The following is a 15,926-nucleotide window of genomic DNA, read 5'->3' as shown; positions in this document are numbered from 1 at the left end:
CGACCTGCGGCGCTGCGCGGTGGGTGGGACCGTACCCGCAGGTGGGAGGGGGTGTGCCGTGTCACCGGGGGACGACGCTCCGCGACGGGTCGCGGTCGTCGCCGCCTCCCCCGGCCGGCGCGCCGAGGTGCTCGCGGCCCTCGAGGGCCGGCCGGGCGTGCACCCGGTGGCCTGGGCGGATGCCGCGGAGTGGCTGGCCGTGCTCGACACCCGCGCCGACGTCTGCCTCTGCGACGCGCCCCCACCGGCGGGGCACGCGGCCCGGCTCCGCGAGCGCGGCTGCCGGGTCGTCGTCCTCGCGCCGGGCGAGGACGTCGCCGCCGCGCTGGACCGCACCGGCGGGCCCCCGGCAGCGGCCCGCCCGGAGCTCGCGCCCCGGCAGCGGGAGGTGCTGGTGGCCTACGTGTCCACCAACGAGGTCCAGTCCGCCGTCGCCCGGACGCTCGGCATGGAGCCCGAGACGCTGAAGACGCACCTGCGGCGGATCCGCCTCAAGTACGAGCAGGTGGGTCGGCCGGCACCGACCCGTCGCGACCTCTACGTGCGGGCGATCGAGGACGGCCTGCTGCCCCCGCCGACGACACGGCCGTGACCGCGGGCCGCCACGACACCTCCGGTCCCGGCACCCGGCCGGCCCCCACGGCGCCCGTGGTGCGGGGTCGGCGCACCGTGGGGCACGTGCCGGTCACACGGGCGAGGGGAGCCTGACGGGCAGGTCGTACAGGTGAGCCGCCACGCGACCCAGGTCGGCCGCGACGACCCCCCGGTCGAGGTCCTCGAGGTAGACGGAGGGCGCCAGGAGCGCCAGCGCGGCGTCGACCTCGCCGTCCCCGTCGCGGACGGGCACGGCGATCGACGTGACCTCACCGTGCACGCCGCCGGTGACGACGTCGCAGCCGGCCGCACGGACCCGAGCGAGCTGCAGCGCCAGGAGCAGCCGGTTCCGCATCGACGGCACGTGCTCCAGTCCGGCCAGGCGGCGCTCCAGCACGTCGGACGGGAGCCAGGCCAGGAGGACGTGCAGCGGCGCCTCCATCCCGGACGAGGGAGCTGCACAGTCGAGCAGGGGGATGGCCAGGGGTCGGGGTGGCGGGTCGTGCCGCAGGAGGCACCGGACGACGTCGCCGGACCAACCGAAGAGCACCACCGTCCCACCGGTCCCTGCGGCGAGCAGCCGCAGCTCCTCGATGGCGCCTTCGCCCGGAGGAGGGTCCCAGTGGGTGGTGCGGGGAGTGGAGTGGACGCTCACGTCTGCCTCGATCCGCGTCGACGTGTGGCGCGGAACGGTACGGAGGTGGCCCGAGCCGCGCAATCGTCGTCGTCGCGCGTTCTCCGCGTGCGCCGGGGACCAGGACCGCACGTGACGACCGGGGACGACGCAGGCCGGCCGAGTCCGCGGCGAGCACCGCGCCGGTGACGGCAGATGCCGGACCCGCGGTCGCCACCGGCTGCACCGAGTCGGAGGCGTGGGCTCCGAAGGGCGGTGGCGGTCCCGCCGGCAGGACGGAGACGCTCCGGGACGCCACGAGCGTCACGGAGAGCTCCGCCGGAAGCGGCGGGCGAGACCGCCCACCACCCCCTCGACGACCGTCCTCGGAGATCGGTGGAAGCGAGGACAGGAGCACAGGGAACAGTCCGTGCCCCTGCGGTAGTGCTGGTGGGCCCGTCTGGTGTGGCCACACCCCGAGCACGCGGAACTGTCAGAGGCCGGGACAGGTACCGCCCCGTCTCCGGTGCTCACAGCCGACAGAGGACGGTCACGGAGGTCGTCCCACGAGTGCGTCGCACGCTCATGACGTAGTCCTTCCACCGGTGACGCAGTCGAGCGCACGTCGGACCTCTTCGACCGCTCTACGTCCTGTCACGCGAGATGCCCGAAGCGTAGTCGCTCAGTACTCGAACGCAGCCCCGCGACCCGACGGGGATCTCGTCGCAGGAGGGTCGGGGGAGGACCGCCTCACCCCCGGTACCGACCCGCGACCTCCCATCGGCCTCACGCTGACGCCGACGTGCCGATCCCGTCAGGGGAGCCCGGGAGGATCTGGTCGACCGGCGGCCAACGGTCACCCGGTGTCATGTGGCCCGGCCCCCACCCGGTGAGGTCAGGGAACGTGCAGCCCCGTCAGTAGGGCTTCGCAGGCCCTCCCACCACGGTCGGTACACGGCCGGTCCGTGCAGACGACCCAACGTGGTCGCACGCAGCGTGACCGACGCGCCGGAAGGCGGGGACACGACCGGAAGACCACCGCCATCGGACCGTGGACACTTCAAACACGTCGCGGTAAGTATTCACCTCCCGTTCACCCCGCCGGGTGAACGGGACCGCAGGCCACGTCGCGCGGGTCGTCGGCAACCCGGCACCCGCTCGCACGTCAATACTCAACACACGGGTGTGCGATGACCCGCCGGGCGCACTGGTCGCCGATAGCCCGGCGGTGAGCAGAGGCGAAACCGAGCCCGTCTCATCCGATAGGACGCCGCCATGACGCGCTCCCTCGCCGACCTGCGCCCGAGTGTCCGCACCATCCGACCGAAGATCAGTGTGGTGGTCCCGACGTACAACGAGGCACGGAACCTGCCGCACGTCTTCGCCGAGCTGCCTGCCGACCTGCACGAGGTCATCGTGGTGGACGGTCACAGCCTGGACGGCACGGTCGAGGCGGCCCGGACCCTGCGACCCGACGTCCGGATAGTCCTGCAGAACCGACGGGGCAAGGGCAACGCGATGGCCTGCGGGTTCTCAGCCGTGACCGGGGACGTCGTGGTGATGCTCGATGCCGACGGTTCTGCCGATCCGCACGAGATCCCGTCCTACGTCGCCGCCCTGGTCGCAGGGGCCGACTTCGCCAAGGGAACCCGGTTCGCCGAGGGCGGTGGTACCGACGACATCACACGCACCCGCGCCTGGGGCAACCGCTGCCTCAACCGGATCGCGAACCTGCTGTTCGGCACGCACTACACCGACCTCTGCTACGGCTACAACGCCTTCTGGACCGACTGCCTCCCTGCCCTCGAACTCGTTGCCGACGGCCCTGTCGGGGACGAGAAGCTGTGGGGTGACGGTTTCGAGATCGAGACCCTGATCAACACCCGGATCGCCAAGGCCGGCCTGCGGATCACCGAGGTCCCGAGCTTCGAGCGCCCGCGGATCCACGGTGAGAGCAACCTCAACACCTGGCGGGACGGGGGCCGTGTCCTCTGGGCCCTGCTGGTCGAGCGCGTCAACGGCAAGAGCGTCAACGGCAGGGGCAGAGGACCAGGCCGGCGCGGGGTGAGGGGCCGGAGGACCGACGCGTTCCGCGGCTCTGCGGTCCGCCTCGGGGACCCGGTCGTCGACCTGCCCGCCCCACGCACGCCCGCGGATGACGCAACGGTCGTCCGTCCCGGGGTGACCGAGGCCCGTACGGCCTGACCTGAGGGCGCACCCCGCTCGACTGCACGACGTCCTCCGATGCCCCGCGTCGTCGGCGCGTGCGACGAGCCGGCCGCCTCGCTCGACGGGCTCGGGAGCGTGGCGCGAGACGGTGCCGGTCCAGCGTCGGCCGTGCACGACCCTCCGCCGTGGACCGGACGGGCAGGGCTCCCGGCGTCCCCTGCGCACCGCCTCGCCACACGGCCGGGACGCTCCGGGCGGGTCCCACACCCGGGGTCGGCGGCTCCGTGGGCAGCGCGACGACCAGGGAGTGCTGGACGACCGGTAGCGCCCCGTCGACACGGCGACCGCCCAGAGCGACGAGAACGACAGAAATGCTCCACTCAGAAGACAGCAGGTGGGACCAGGGTTGTTAAGGGACGCCCAGTCGGACAAGGTGCACCTCTCGCTGTCAGGGACAGAACGTCACGTCCTGCCCGGCCGACCCTCCCCCGCCCCTGGAGTGCCTCGTGACCATCGCCCGCATGGAAGCGCACCTGGTCCCGGATCCCGGCCCGCGAGAGGCCTCTCGCCCCGGCTCCGTCCCCCGACGACAGCCGGCCGCCGGGGGACACAGAGCAGCCAGGTGCCTGGCCGTCGCGGCGCTGTTGCTGCTGGCGCTCCTCACGGCGCCCACCACGGCCTCGGCTGCGGTGGGGGACGTCGGTGTCGAGGGTCCCTCCCACGCAGGCACGGGTACGCCCACCGGCTCCAAGCGCGCGGAGAGCGTGCTCTGGTTCAACGACGGCTCCTGGTGGGGCAACTTGTGGGACACCACCACGTCGGACTTCCACATCTTCCGGTTCGACGCGTCGACGCAGACGTGGCAGGACACCGGGGTCACCACCGAGACGCGGAGCGGGACCCACCACGACGTCCTGTGGGACGGCACCACCCTCTACGTCGCGAGCCACAAGTTCGCCAACGACGGGGTCCCGGCGGCTCCCGGCTATCCCAGCCGGCTCTACCGCTTCAGCTACGACCCGGCCACGGACACGTACGCCCCCTCGGGTGCCACGCAGATCAACAACCACCGGACGGAGACGCTGGTCATCGACAAGGACACCACCGGCAGGCTCTGGGCCACCTGGCAGCAGGGGAACAAGATCTACCTCAACGCGACCGGCACGGACGGCGTCACCTGGGGGACGCCCTTCCCCCACCCCGCCACCACGAACAGCTCGTCGCCGGGCAACGTCTCCGTCGACGACTCGTCCGCCCTCGTCGCGTTCGGACCGGGCCGGATGGGGCTGATGTGGAGCAGGCAGCTCGGTGACAGCACGGACGGCTTCTACTGGAGCGTCCGCAACGACGGCGACGACGTGTCCGCCTGGAGCGAGCCGACCACCATCGTCTCAGGCCAGCGCAGTGGGGACGACCACATGAACCTCAAGTGGCTGGACTCGTCCGGAGGACGGGTGTTCGCCGCCGTCAAGACGTCGTTCACCTCGTCCTCCCAACCGCTGATCCAACTCCTCGCCATGTCGGGTAACACCTGGACGGCGCACACGATCGCCACCGTGTCGGAGTGCCCGAACCGCGTCATCGTCGTGATCGACGAGGCGGCGCAACGACTCCGCACCTTCGCCACCTATCCCAAACCCGCGGGAACGACGAACGCCGGCGTCTGCACGTCCTCCGGTGGAGCCATATACGAGAAGTCCTCAGCGCTGGACACCATCGCGTTCACCGTGGACAAGACCGCGCGGATCGTCGACGCCGACGAGTACGTCCACAACGTCTCGTCCACCAAGCAGAACATCAACAACAGCAGGACCGACGGTGCGAGCACGACGAACAGCGGCCTCCTGGTCATCGCCGCCGTGAGCGCCACAGCGCGGTACTGGCACCACTACGACAACTGACGCGGTGCACCGGTCCTGCGACGACGAACCCGCTCCCGAACTGCGGAGACGCTCGCCCGGGGCCGCCACCGCGGACCGTCCAGGTCCTCCGTCGTCCGCCCATGCCCCTGCAGGACAGCCGCCCGCCCACACCCACACCCACGCGAGGTGACCACGTACATGAACCCCGGCAACTCCCCCGCCCAGCCCAGGGATCGATCATGAGCGATGCCCTGCGCGAGCAGCGACCCGCCTCCCAGCAGTTCCTCGACGTGTCCGTGGTCGTCCCGGTCCGCAACGCCGAGTCGCTGATCGAGGACTGCCTCGCCTCGATCCGGCGGGCGAACCCGCGGGAGATCATCGTCGTCGACGGCCTCTCCTCCGACCGCACCGTGGAGATCGCACGTCGTCACGGCGCCACCGTGCTGTCCGACGAGGGGCGAGGACTGCCCGTCGCACGACGGATGGGCGCCGAGGCCGCCTCCTCGCGACTCGTGGCCCTCGTCGACGTCGACGTGCGGCTCGGCGAGGGCGACCTCGAACGCCTCCTCACCGAGTTCCGCGAGGAGGGCTACACCGCCCTGCAGGCGGGCCTGCACAGCGTCTCCGGTTCCGGGTACTGGGGCAGGGCCCTCGCCAACCACCACCGGACCGGTCGTTCCAAGAACTGGTTCGGTGTGGTCGCGACGGTCTTCGACCGTGACACCCTGCTGACGCACGGGTTCGACGACCGGTTCCTGTCCGGCGAGGACGTCGACCTGCGCTGGCGGCTGCAGAGGGCCGGCGCCAGGATCGGCGTCTCCCGGCGGACGGTGGTCGAACACCGCTTCGAGGACTCGTGGGACTTCGCGAAGGGCCAGTTCGTCGCGGACGGACACGGGCTGGGCCGGATGGTCGTCAACCACGGTGTCCGAGCCGCAGTCCTGCTCGGCCTGCCCGCGGCCGCCGCGGTCCGCGGGATCGTCCTCAGCCTGGTCCGCCTCAGCCCCCAGTGGATCCCCTACTACCTCGTGTTCGCGGTCTACAACTACCTGGCGATGGGTCGTGAGCTCCTCGGCCACCTCGGCCGGGCACGGCGGAGGCCGTCCCCGGGCGCCTCCGCATGATCGGCCGTGCCGCCTCCCGGATCGCGCTCGTCGCGCCCGCGCTCGTCGGAGCCCGGCGACGGACGATGCCCGGCACGGGTGGCGGCACGGTCCAGGCACTCCCCTCTGCGGTCAACTCGCTGGCCCTCATCGCGGCGAAGGTCGCGGCGATGGGGCTGGGGTTCCTGTTCTGGCTCGTCGCCGCACGGATCGCGTCCCCCACCGAGGTGGGGCTGGCGGCCGGCGCCGTCTCGGCGATGATGTTGTGCACCCAGTTCGCGATCCTGGGGTTCGGTTCGGCCGTCATCACGCACCTGAAGGCCAACGAGGGACGACTGCCGACCCTGCTCAACTCGGCCTTGACCCTGGTCGTCTCCGCGAGCGGTGTCCTCTCCCTCGTGTTCGTGGGCTTCTCGGGGCTGGTGCTGGCCCAGCTCGACGTGGTGGCGCACTCGCCCGCGTTCGCCGCCCTGTTCGTGGCGGCTGCGGTCTTCGGGACCCTGGGCATCCTGCTCGACCAGACGGCGACCGCGCTGCGCAGAGGTGACCAGGCGCTCGTCCGGAACGTCGTCTTCGGCGTGGGGACACTGCTCGGCCTCGTGGCCGTGGCCACGGGCCTCGACGCCCCCTCCGCAGGGGCGGTGTTCGCCCCGTGGGCGGTAGCGGGCGCCCTGGCCACGACCGTCGGCCTGTGGCAGTTGCGGCGGGCGATCCCCCGGTACCGCATACGGACGTCGGTCGACGGGCCGCTCAGCGGCGCGCTGGTCCGATCGGCACTGCCCAACTACGCGCTGACCCTCGCGGAGCGCACGCCCGGCCTGCTGCTCCCCGTCATCGTCACCGAGCTCCTGGCACCCGACACCAACGCCACCTGGTACGCGGTGTGGATGATGGCCTGGATCGTCTACATCGTCCCGGTCCAGGTCGGCCTGACGGTCTTCTCCGAGGTCGCCGCGGATCCCGGCTCGCACTCGGCGGCCGTGCGTCGCGGCGTCCGATCGTCACTCGGGATCGGTCTGCTCGTCGCCGGGACGGTTGCCGTGGCAGCGGATCCGCTGCTCGGGCTCCTCGGTCCGCACTACGCCGAGGGCGGTGCCACGCCTCTGCGGATCCTGGTGCTCGGCTGGCTCCCGCTGACGTTCGTGCACTGCTACTACGCCGCTGCGCGAGCCCACCGTCGGTTGCGGGAGGCGGTCGCCGTCGCCGTGGTCAGCGCCGTCGTCTCGGTCACCGCAGCGGCGGCGGGCGGCGTGACCGGAGGCCTGACGGCCATGGCCCTCGCCTGGCTGGCGGTACAGACGGCGACCGGTGCGTGGGCCCTCCTGCGCCTGCGCGCGACGTCTCCTGCGGCGGCTGTCCCGCGGCGGGCGCGCCCGGCGTCCGAGGCGTCCCCGTCGGGGATGGCGCCCGACTCCGGTCCGGTCCGTGGTCGCGTCGTGGACGGACTGCTGCTGCCGGCCGCGTGGGTCCTCCCCGTCGTCGCCGTCGTCATCGCCTGGGTGGCGCTGCGCCGGGCGGAGGTGTCGGGCATCACCGACCTGGGCCTGGTCTCCGTCCTGCCCTCGGGCTACTACGTGGCCTTCGTCGTCCTGGCAGGGGGCTTCGCGCTGGGGCTGCGTGGTCGTGAGCGTCCCGCCCTGCTCGCGTTCCAGATGGTCGTGACCGTCGTGCTCCTGTACGCCGTGACGCTGCCCTTCGAGCAGGTCCCCCGCTTCAGCGTCGTCTACCGGCACGCGGGGGTGGTCGACCACTTCCTGACAGGGGGCGCGATCGACCCGGACATCGACGCCTACTTCAACTGGCCCGGCTTCTTCGTCCTCGCTGAGTTCATCGCCGAGGTCGCGGGCCTGGACGGCGTCCTGCCCATCGCCTCGTACGCCCCCGCCGTGTTCAACCTGCTCGTGCTCCCCGCGCTCGTGGTCATCGCCCGGGCCGCGACGGGGGACTGGCGCACCGTGTGGCTCAGTGTGTGGATCTACTACCTGACGAACTGGGTCGGGCAGGACTACCTGGCGCCGCAGGCCTTCGCGTTCGTCCTGTACGCCACGCTCGCCGCCGCGGCGCTGACCACGCTGGCGGGCCGCCTCGACGGCCCGCCGCGCTGGTGGCGCACCTCGGCGACCGCGCTCCTGAGGGCTGCCGGTCGCCGTCTGGGGGCGGCGCGAGCCCAGGTGGAGGTGCAGTGGCCGAGGGTGACCCAGAGGGAGCGGGGAGGCGTCGTGCTCGCCTGCACCCTGATGGTGGCGGCCATGGTCGCGAGCCACCAGCTCACCCCGTTCGCATCGCTGCTGCTCCTGCTGACCCTCGTCCTGGCCCGCCGGATGACCGGTCGTCTGCTCCCCCTCATCGCGTCGGTGCTCGTCGTCGCCTGGCTGACGTTCATGGCGGCCGGGTACCTGGACGGCCACCTGGCGGAGATCTGGGCCGATGCGCTGAGCCTCGGCTCGTCGGTGGGCTCCAACGTCGGCGAACGGGTCACCGGCAGCGCCGAGCACCTGCTGGTCGTCTACGCGCGCCTGGGGCTCGCCGGCGTCCTGTGGCTCCTCGCCGCCATCGGAGTCGTGCGCATGCTCCGCCACGGACGCCCGGCGCCCGGCCATGCGGTCCTGGCGTTCACGCCGCTGCTCCTCGTCCCCCTCCAGCCCTACGGCGGGGAGATCCTGCTGCGGTCCTACCTGTTCGCCCTGCCGTTCGTGGCCGTCCTGGTCGCGTGGGCGCTCTTCCCCGGGGTCGGCGCCCGCTGGTCGTGGCGGCGCGGTGGTGGCGTCGTGCTCGTCAGCTGCGCGCTCCTGGGCGCCTTCCTGCTGACCCGGTACGGCAACGAGCGTGCATCGTTGTTCACCTCCCAGGAGCGCGATGCCGTCATGTACCTGTACGCGACCGCCGGACCGGAAGACGTCGTGGCAGCGGGTCTGCCCAACATGCCGTGGCAGGACCGCCGCTACGACGACGTCGACGTCGAGATACTCAGCCGGTCGCTGGAGCCCGTGGCGACGCCGGAGTCCCCGCGCCAACTGGCGGACAAGGTCGCTGACCACCTCGAGAGCAAGCGCGGCGAGGGCACCGCCTACCTGGTCATCACCCGCTCCCAGTTGAGCATCGAGCAGATGATGGGACCGCCCGGTTGGGGCTCGGTGCAGGACCTCCAGCAGGGGGCGCTGACCTCCCAGCGCTACGTCCTCGTCTACAGGAACGCCGATGCAGCCGTGTTCGAGCTCAGGGAGGACTCATGAGGCCGCACACCGCGCCGTCCGGCGCTCGCCGCTGGTGGCGACCGGTGCTCGTCGTCGGGCTCGGCCTCGCCGCGCTCGTCGTCCCCGGGACGACCGCCGCGCCCGGCGTCCGCGTGGTCGTGCTGCTGGCCTTCCTCGTCCTGGGGCCCGGGCTGGCCCTGGTCGGCCTGTTGGACATCCCGGACGGCTGGCGTGAACTGGCCCTCGCGATCGGCGTCAGCCTGGCGCTCGACCTCGTGGTCGTCGCTGTGCTGGCCTACGTCGGCGACCGCACCGTCGGCCACGGTCTCCTCCTGCTGGCGGGCGTGACCTTCGTCGGAGCGGCGCTGCAGGTGGTCGCACTCCGCCGCCGCGGGGAGCGGGACGGGACGGCCGTCGCATGAGTGCGCTCGTGTCGGACCTGGCCGGCGACGTCACACGGGCGTCCGGAACGGACTGGTTGCCCGGATCGATGACCCTGGTCGTCCTCGGCACACTGCTCGTGCTCCTCGTGGCACGCGAGACGACCCGGGGCGCACTGACCCCCGACCGTGACCACCGGGCGGCGCTGACGACCGCGGTCGTCGTGCCCCTGGCGGTCTGCGCCGCGGTGGTCGTCACCGCCAGGCTCCTGGACCTGGGGACGTGAACCAGAGACACCTCGACTCCGAGGTGCGCGGTCCTGCTCCCGGCCACGCGGGCCAGCTGCGCGGGTGGCTCACGGGCTCGCAGGGACGTCACGTCTCCGGGCCGCTCGCCGCGGCCCTCCGCCGTCCCACCGGGCCCGTTGACGCGAGCGGACGGGTGCGCGTGCTGGCCGCCGTGCTGGCGGTGGTCGCGGCGGAGTTGCTGGTCGCACTGGTCGACCCGGTGGCGGGTGCCGTGGCGCACGGGCTGCTCCTGGTGGTCCTCCTGTTCCGCTGGGTCAGCGTGGAGGACGCGACGACCCTGGTCCTCACCCTGCTGCCGCTCGGACGACTGACCTCGCTGGCGCTGACGCCGCAGTACCACGGACCGGCCACCTATGCGCTCACGGGGCTGCCCCTGCTCCTCGGGGTCCTGTGGATGTCCCGCGGCTTCCCCGGATCCGACGAGCACACGCAGCCGACGGCCGGCCGGACGGGGGCCGCCGTCGCGCTCTCCGGGATCCCGCTGGGGTGGGCCGCGCACGCGCTCCTCCCGCTGCCCGTGCTCGACGATCCGCGTGCGGCGGTGACGATCACCGCGGGGGTCCTCGTGACGTTCCTGTTCGCCGGGGTCCTCGAGGAGCTCCTCTTCCGCGGGCTCGTCCTGCGCACCCTCGAACGGGCCTTCGGCGGCTGGGCGGTCGTCCTCTCCGACGTGCTCTTCGTCGCCGCCTACCTGCCGGTGCGCGACCCCGGTGTCCTGGCTTTCATGGCGGTCGTCGGCCTCGCCTTCGGTGAGTACGTGCGCCGCACCCGCCGGCTGGCTCCCGTGGCGATCGCCCACGGACTGATGGCCGCCGGCGCGCTGGTCGTCTTCCCCGTGATCGCATGACGGACGGCTCAGCGACCGGGAGTCGGATCGCCGTCCTCGCCGACCTGCACCTGGCGTGCGGCGAGCACGACCCGTTCACCGAGGACGACCGGCTCGCGAGGACGATCAGGCACCTCGTCTCCGGCGCCGGGGGTGTGCCTCTGCGGTTGGTCCTGCTCGGGGACACGTTCGACTTCCCCGCGGTGAGCCTGCCGGGGCGGGGGGCGAGTCCCGCGACGCGTCCGTCCGAGGCGGTCCGCAAGCTCGACCGGATCATGGCCGCCCACGCGCCCGTGTTCGCGGCCCTGCGGGACCTGCTCGCGGCCGGCCATCGCATCGACTTCGTCGCCGGCAACCACGACATGGAGCTCTCGATGCCGGCGGTGCAGCGCAGCCTGCGGCAGGCGCTCCCGGGCACCCTCGACGTCCACCCCTGGATGCTCCACCTCCCGGGCGTCCTCTACGCCGAGCACGGCCAGCAGCACCACGACCTCAACCGCTTCCCGGGACTGCTCGTGGACCACCCGGACGACGGGGACCGCCCGCTCCGCGTGCCTCCGGGTTCCTACCTGGACGCCCTCGTCCACCTCCGGCGGCGCGCACCCTGGGCGTCGCCCCCGGCGCGGGCGCTCCTCGCCGCACGCATGGGCACCGGCCTGTTCCTCGGCCTCGTCCGGCTCAGTCGTGCCGAGCGTCACCGTCCGGAGCGCGAGCGCCTGCTGCGCTCCACGACGCTCGCCGGCCTGCCGGCCGGATCCGTGGTCGACATCGACCGGCTGGGCGCGGCCACGCCGGCCTCGATCGCACGTCGCGCCGCGGTCCTGGCCGCCCGCCGGCTCCGCCGACGCTCCGGTGCGGCGGTGCCCTTCATGCAGGCAGCGGCACAGGCGGTGCACCACGTGCTGGCGGCCGAGGGCGCCGCGGTGCCGTTCTACCTGTTCGGACACACGCACGTGGCCGCGGACGTGCCGCTCGCCGACGGCGCAGCCGCCCGGTACCTCAACCCCGGGACGTGGTCGTCCGCCGTCCGCCGCGTACCAGGCGGTGACCGGCGCTGCTGTGTCGTCATCGTGGATCAGCCGCCGGGAGCGGGTCCACGGGCACGACTCACCGGGCCGGCGTGACACCGAGGTGGGCGTCGAGGGCGTCCACCGCTCGCCGCGCACCCCAGGCGCGTGGGACGGAGATCTCCGTCGCGGGCACGCCGGCCAGCGCCGCGGTGACCGTCCGGCTCTCCGCCCGCAGCACGGCGTCGAGCGCGTCCGCCCATGCGCCGCCCACTGCACGGGTGAGCCGCTCCCGTTGCTGACCCAGTAGCGTCTCCGCCTCACCGACCACCCACGCGGCCGGTCGGACCTCCTCGGAGAACCCGTCGTCCTCGCACCGTCCGACGACGACCAGGCGACGGAGCGGTACCGGGCCGGACACCACCGTGGTGCCGACGTCCGAGGCCGGGACCGCCAGTGACGGCGCGACCTGGCCCCGCGTCAGCCGGCGCACCAGCGCCCGGTTGCGGAGGGTCGCGCGGGTCCCGGCCGGGAGCCGGGACCAGGCCTCTGGAGCGGTCTGCTCGATGTCGGGGTACAGCCGCAGACGGCGGGGGTACCGCCAGATCCGGCCAGAGGCGTCGACGACGACCTGGTCGTCGCTCAGGACCGTCCTCCCGGCGGCGAGCGCCCGCGCGGTCAGCGTGGTCTTCCCAGCGCCGGACCGGCCGAGGACGACCGTGGCGCCGCCGCCGCCGTCGCCGAACGCCGCGGCCGGCAGCGCGGTCCGCCCGACCCTGGCCAGTGCCACGGCCACGAGGGCCTCCACGAAGTACCCCTGCACCAGTGACAGGGTGAAGGAGGGCGGCCCACCGGTGAGCCCGATGACCGCGTGCAGCGGCCCTGCCTCCGGTGGTCCCAGGGCCACACGCCAGCGTGCGGTCTTGTGCCCTCCGGCCAGCACCGCTCCGCCCGGGATCCGGTCGACACGGCTGCCGAACCCGATGCGGACGTCGACGTCCGGCTCGGCGACGGCAGCGGTCCGGACCTCCCCGTACTCGCCGTCGAAGTGCCGCAGCACGCGGCGCGGCCCCCGGACACGGAGCCGGACCGAGTCGGCGAAGGTGTAGTCGGATGCGTGCTCCGTCACAGCGCCTCACGGAGGGCGGAGACCACACGCCGCGGGTCGACGGGGAACGGCGCCCGGACGTGGAGGACACGCGCTCCCGCCAGTGCCCGTTCGAGGATCCGGCACTCAGCGTCCACCGTGCGACCACGGCCGTCCCCCACGAGCCAGGGGTCGGCGTACCGGAGACGGTCCTGCAGCATGTGCCAGTCGTGCCGCTCGTAGGCGGCCGTGAGCGCGAGCCGGCGCGCCGCCCACCCGGGGGCTCCGGTCTCGACCGAGACCGACGAGCCGGGGACGGTGGTGAGCAGCACCAGTGTCCCCAGTTCGAGGCGTCGGGTCGGGTCGTCGGTCTGGCCGTAGGCCGCGCGGATCTCGCTGGTGCTCAGGGCTGCGCGGTCGACCAGGCCCACCGCCCGTTCCGCGACTGCGGCAGCAGCGGTCCGGCCTCCGGCGGCGCTTCCCCGCCGCAGGGGCCGTGTTGTGCGGGCCACTACTCCGGCCAGGGCGACCTGGGCCCTGGCCGGGCGCGGCAGCGCCCCGGCGAGCCGGGGGAGGAAGGGCAGGACCCAGCGGCGGACGCCCACGTTGACGGGGAACGCGGATGCCTCGCCGTCCCCTCCGAGGAGCGTCCACTTGTCCGAGAGCCAGCCGGCCCCCTCCTCGACGAGCGCCAGAGCCGTCTCCGTCTTGCCGCTCTCGGACCAGCCGGCGACCAGCACGGCCCGCCCGTCGATCTCCACCGCCGCGCTGTGCACGGCAGCCGTGTCGTGGCCCGTCGCCGCCACCTGGAGCGTGGGGCGGACGACCGTCCGGAAGAGCGGCCCCAGCGGGAAGGACGGTGGGCAGCGCAGTGTCAACCCTCCGTCCGGGGACGGGACGATCGCGCAGCTGCGGCCCCCCGCGACCAGGTGGAGGTCCCGGCCGTCGTAGGCGGTCGTCATGCCGTCACGCGCCGGGTTGTGCACCTCCAGGAACCGGCTGGGTCGGTCGTCGGAGAGCTCCAGGACGACGTCCGGCCGACCGGCGACCGCTGTCCCGCCGGTCACGAAGGGGTCCATCTGCCGCGCGACGGCCTCGAGGGTGCGCGGATCGCCGCCGAGGACACCCAGCGACACGCGACCGGACAGGTCGTACACCTTCACCGGGAGGAACCTACAGAGACCAGCCCGGTGTGGGGACCCGTCGCGCCTCGGTCCCGGCCGATGCCCTCCCTACTCGGCCGGCTCGGCAGCCCGTGTCCCGCTGTCGGTCCGCATCCCGCCGCTGGTCGGCCGGAACTGCCAGGTGAAGCTCCCGTCCGCCTGGAGCGTCAGCTCCAGGTATCCCCACGTGTCGTCGAAGCGTTCGGCGACGTAGTCCGGTCGCGACGTGAACTCGCGCAGGTCGATCCCCCCCGTCGAGACCTGGAAGGCGACCATCCCGTCGGGGACACACCGGTCGGCGTTGTCGACCGGACAGGACCGCTCGTAGTTGTGCTGGGACCCGGACAGGGTGAACCGCACCCGGTGCTCCCACAGCACGTCGATCCACGGCTTGATGGCGTCGTAGCGGTCGTGCGCCGACGTCTCCGAGGTGAAGTAGGGCTCGTGGTAGACGGCCGCCAGGTGTCTCCCCGCCTCCGCGGCTGCGGCCAGGTCGGCGTCGATCCGCTCCGTCATGGCCTCGGCCGCGGCCCGGTCGTAGCGCCACGCCGCGGCCGGCAGGACCGCGATGTGCCAGGCGCCGACGTCGAAGCTGTAGAAGTCGAGGGCGTCGACGAAGCCACCCAGGCTCCTGTTGGTGGCCGACACGGTCGACGACCCGGGGCACTCGCCGTTCATGAACCGGTCCAGGTCGTCGTTCCTGCCCGGTTCGACGTCGTGGTTCGGGCCGGCCGTCCAGTACGTCTGCGCGATGGCAGCCCCCCAGAGTTCCGCCCAGTAGGAGGTGAGCGCCGTGCACGTGCCCTCGGTGTACTGGAAGTCCCCGAGTCCGACGAAGTGGTCCAGACTGCCGTCCTCGAGGCCGGCCGTGATCCTGGCGGCGTTCCTCCCGCTCGCCGAGTCGGGCGACGTGTTCCGGGGCGGGTTCATGTCACCGACCGCTGCGATGGTCACGTCCTCCGTTCCGGCGGGTCCGGTCGAGACCTCGGGGAGCCGCACCGAGGCCGGGACGTCGACGGGCGGAGGCAGTGGCGGGACCGTCCGCGATCCCACCGGAGCGGTCGCGACGACGAGGCCGGGCCGCAGCGCCACCGAGGGGTGGTCCCTGCTCGGGAAGCCCAGCCACCGCCGAGCGCTCGTCATCAGCAGGAGATCCACCTGTCCACCGGCCGCCGGGACGCCGGCGGTGACGTCCCACTCCACCCAGGAACCGGACGAGAAGCCACCGACCTCGCCCACGAGCGCGCCTGGCTCCGGGGCGGTCTCCCAGGTGACCTCCGACTCGACCCAGTCACCCCGGGTCGTGCGGACCTCGACGAACTCCGTGTCCGGAGCCGCCGCCTCGCTGTGCGCACGCAGCGTGGCGGAGACGACCTCACGTCCCGGTGGGACCGGCACCTCGAAACGGAGGAGTGCCTCCCGCCAGACGGTCTCCCTGCCCTCGACCGACCACCGGGGCGACGACCCGAAGTTGCTGGTGGGCGCGTCGGCCTGGACGTAGGTGTCCGCGGTCGGGAGCAGGGTGCTGGTGCTCGTCTCCGGCGACCACCGGTCCCCGGAGGCCACGGTGGCGAGCAGCGCCACCACCCCCACGACGAGGATCCTCCGCCCACGCACCA

General features: G+C 72.9%; 13 protein-coding genes. 9 read left to right on the top strand and 4 right to left on the bottom strand.

Going from position 1 to position 15,926, the window contains the following annotated elements; genetic code table 11:
- Positions 1-58 precede the first annotated feature (58 nt).
- Positions 59-592 (top strand): helix-turn-helix domain-containing protein, encoded by a 534-nt coding sequence (locus BMZ33_RS07990; protein WP_091109053.1) that lies wholly within the window; start codon positions 59-61, stop codon positions 590-592.
- 93 nt (positions 593-685) lie between these two features.
- On the opposite strand, the gene BMZ33_RS07985 is transcribed toward BMZ33_RS07990, so the two are convergent.
- Positions 686-1,249, bottom strand: coding sequence for an IclR family transcriptional regulator domain-containing protein (locus BMZ33_RS07985; protein WP_136697232.1), 564 nt, complete (start codon positions 1,247-1,249; stop codon positions 686-688).
- Between the two features lie 1,233 nt (positions 1,250-2,482).
- Here BMZ33_RS07985 and BMZ33_RS07980 point away from each other — a divergent pair.
- The 8 genes from BMZ33_RS07980 to BMZ33_RS07950 all read left to right on the top strand — a co-directional run bounded on the left by BMZ33_RS07980 (position 2,483) and on the right by BMZ33_RS07950 (position 12,174).
- On the top strand, positions 2,483-3,412 hold the full coding sequence (locus BMZ33_RS07980; RefSeq protein WP_091109051.1) for a glycosyltransferase family 2 protein: 930 nt from the start codon (positions 2,483-2,485) through the stop codon (positions 3,410-3,412).
- Between the two features lie 728 nt (positions 3,413-4,140).
- On the top strand, positions 4,141-5,277 hold the full coding sequence (locus tag BMZ33_RS07975; protein ID WP_169064045.1) for a hypothetical protein: 1,137 nt from the start codon (positions 4,141-4,143) through the stop codon (positions 5,275-5,277).
- Positions 5,278-5,477: 200 nt separating this feature from the next.
- Positions 5,478-6,362 carry a glycosyltransferase family 2 protein gene (locus BMZ33_RS07970; protein WP_091109050.1) on the top strand — a complete coding sequence of 295 codons (885 nt, stop codon included), beginning with the start codon at positions 5,478-5,480 and terminating at the stop codon, positions 6,360-6,362.
- Positions 6,363-6,427: 65 nt separating this feature from the next.
- Positions 6,428-9,574, top strand: a complete 3,147-nt coding sequence (locus BMZ33_RS07965; protein ID WP_169064044.1) for a lipopolysaccharide biosynthesis protein — start codon at positions 6,428-6,430, stop codon at positions 9,572-9,574.
- Complete coding sequence (locus tag BMZ33_RS07960) at positions 9,571-9,957, top strand: hypothetical protein (RefSeq protein ID WP_136697231.1); 387 nt, start codon at positions 9,571-9,573, stop codon at positions 9,955-9,957. The genes BMZ33_RS07965 and BMZ33_RS07960 overlap by 4 nt, the downstream gene beginning before the upstream one ends.
- A gap of 68 nt (positions 9,958-10,025) precedes the next feature.
- Positions 10,026-10,202 carry a hypothetical protein gene (locus BMZ33_RS23180; RefSeq protein ID WP_169064043.1) on the top strand — a complete coding sequence of 59 codons (177 nt, stop codon included), beginning with the start codon at positions 10,026-10,028 and terminating at the stop codon, positions 10,200-10,202.
- A 155-nt stretch (positions 10,203-10,357) separates the two neighbouring features.
- Positions 10,358-11,071 (top strand): CPBP family intramembrane glutamic endopeptidase, encoded by a 714-nt coding sequence (locus BMZ33_RS22615; RefSeq protein WP_211202835.1) that lies wholly within the window; start codon positions 10,358-10,360, stop codon positions 11,069-11,071.
- Positions 11,068-12,174 (top strand): metallophosphoesterase family protein, encoded by a 1,107-nt coding sequence (locus tag BMZ33_RS07950; RefSeq protein ID WP_091109047.1) that lies wholly within the window; start codon positions 11,068-11,070, stop codon positions 12,172-12,174. The genes BMZ33_RS22615 and BMZ33_RS07950 overlap by 4 nt, the downstream gene beginning before the upstream one ends.
- On the opposite strand, the gene BMZ33_RS07945 is transcribed toward BMZ33_RS07950, so the two are convergent.
- The 3 genes from BMZ33_RS07945 to BMZ33_RS07935 form a co-directional block, all read right to left on the bottom strand.
- The gene (locus BMZ33_RS07945; protein ID WP_091109046.1) at positions 12,158-13,186 is read right to left on the bottom strand and encodes a hypothetical protein; all 1,029 of its coding nucleotides are present in this window, start codon (positions 13,184-13,186) and stop codon (positions 12,158-12,160) included. The genes BMZ33_RS07950 and BMZ33_RS07945 overlap by 17 nt on opposite strands.
- Positions 13,183-14,307, bottom strand: a complete 1,125-nt coding sequence (locus BMZ33_RS07940; protein ID WP_091109045.1) for a phosphoenolpyruvate carboxykinase (ATP) — start codon at positions 14,305-14,307, stop codon at positions 13,183-13,185. Before BMZ33_RS07940 ends, BMZ33_RS07945 begins: the two co-directional genes overlap by 4 nt.
- Positions 14,308-14,376: 69 nt before the next feature.
- Positions 14,377-15,924, bottom strand: a complete 1,548-nt coding sequence (locus BMZ33_RS07935; protein WP_169064042.1) for a CBM96 family carbohydrate-binding protein — start codon at positions 15,922-15,924, stop codon at positions 14,377-14,379.
- Positions 15,925-15,926 lie beyond the last annotated feature (2 nt).

Origin of the sequence: Geodermatophilus dictyosporus (assembly GCF_900115505.1) — a bacterium.
Taxonomy (GTDB): Bacteria; Actinomycetota; Actinomycetes; order Mycobacteriales; family Geodermatophilaceae; genus Geodermatophilus; species Geodermatophilus dictyosporus.
The sequence above is the reverse complement of the archived record's forward strand: the minus strand, read 5'-3'. Positions and strand labels throughout refer to the sequence as shown.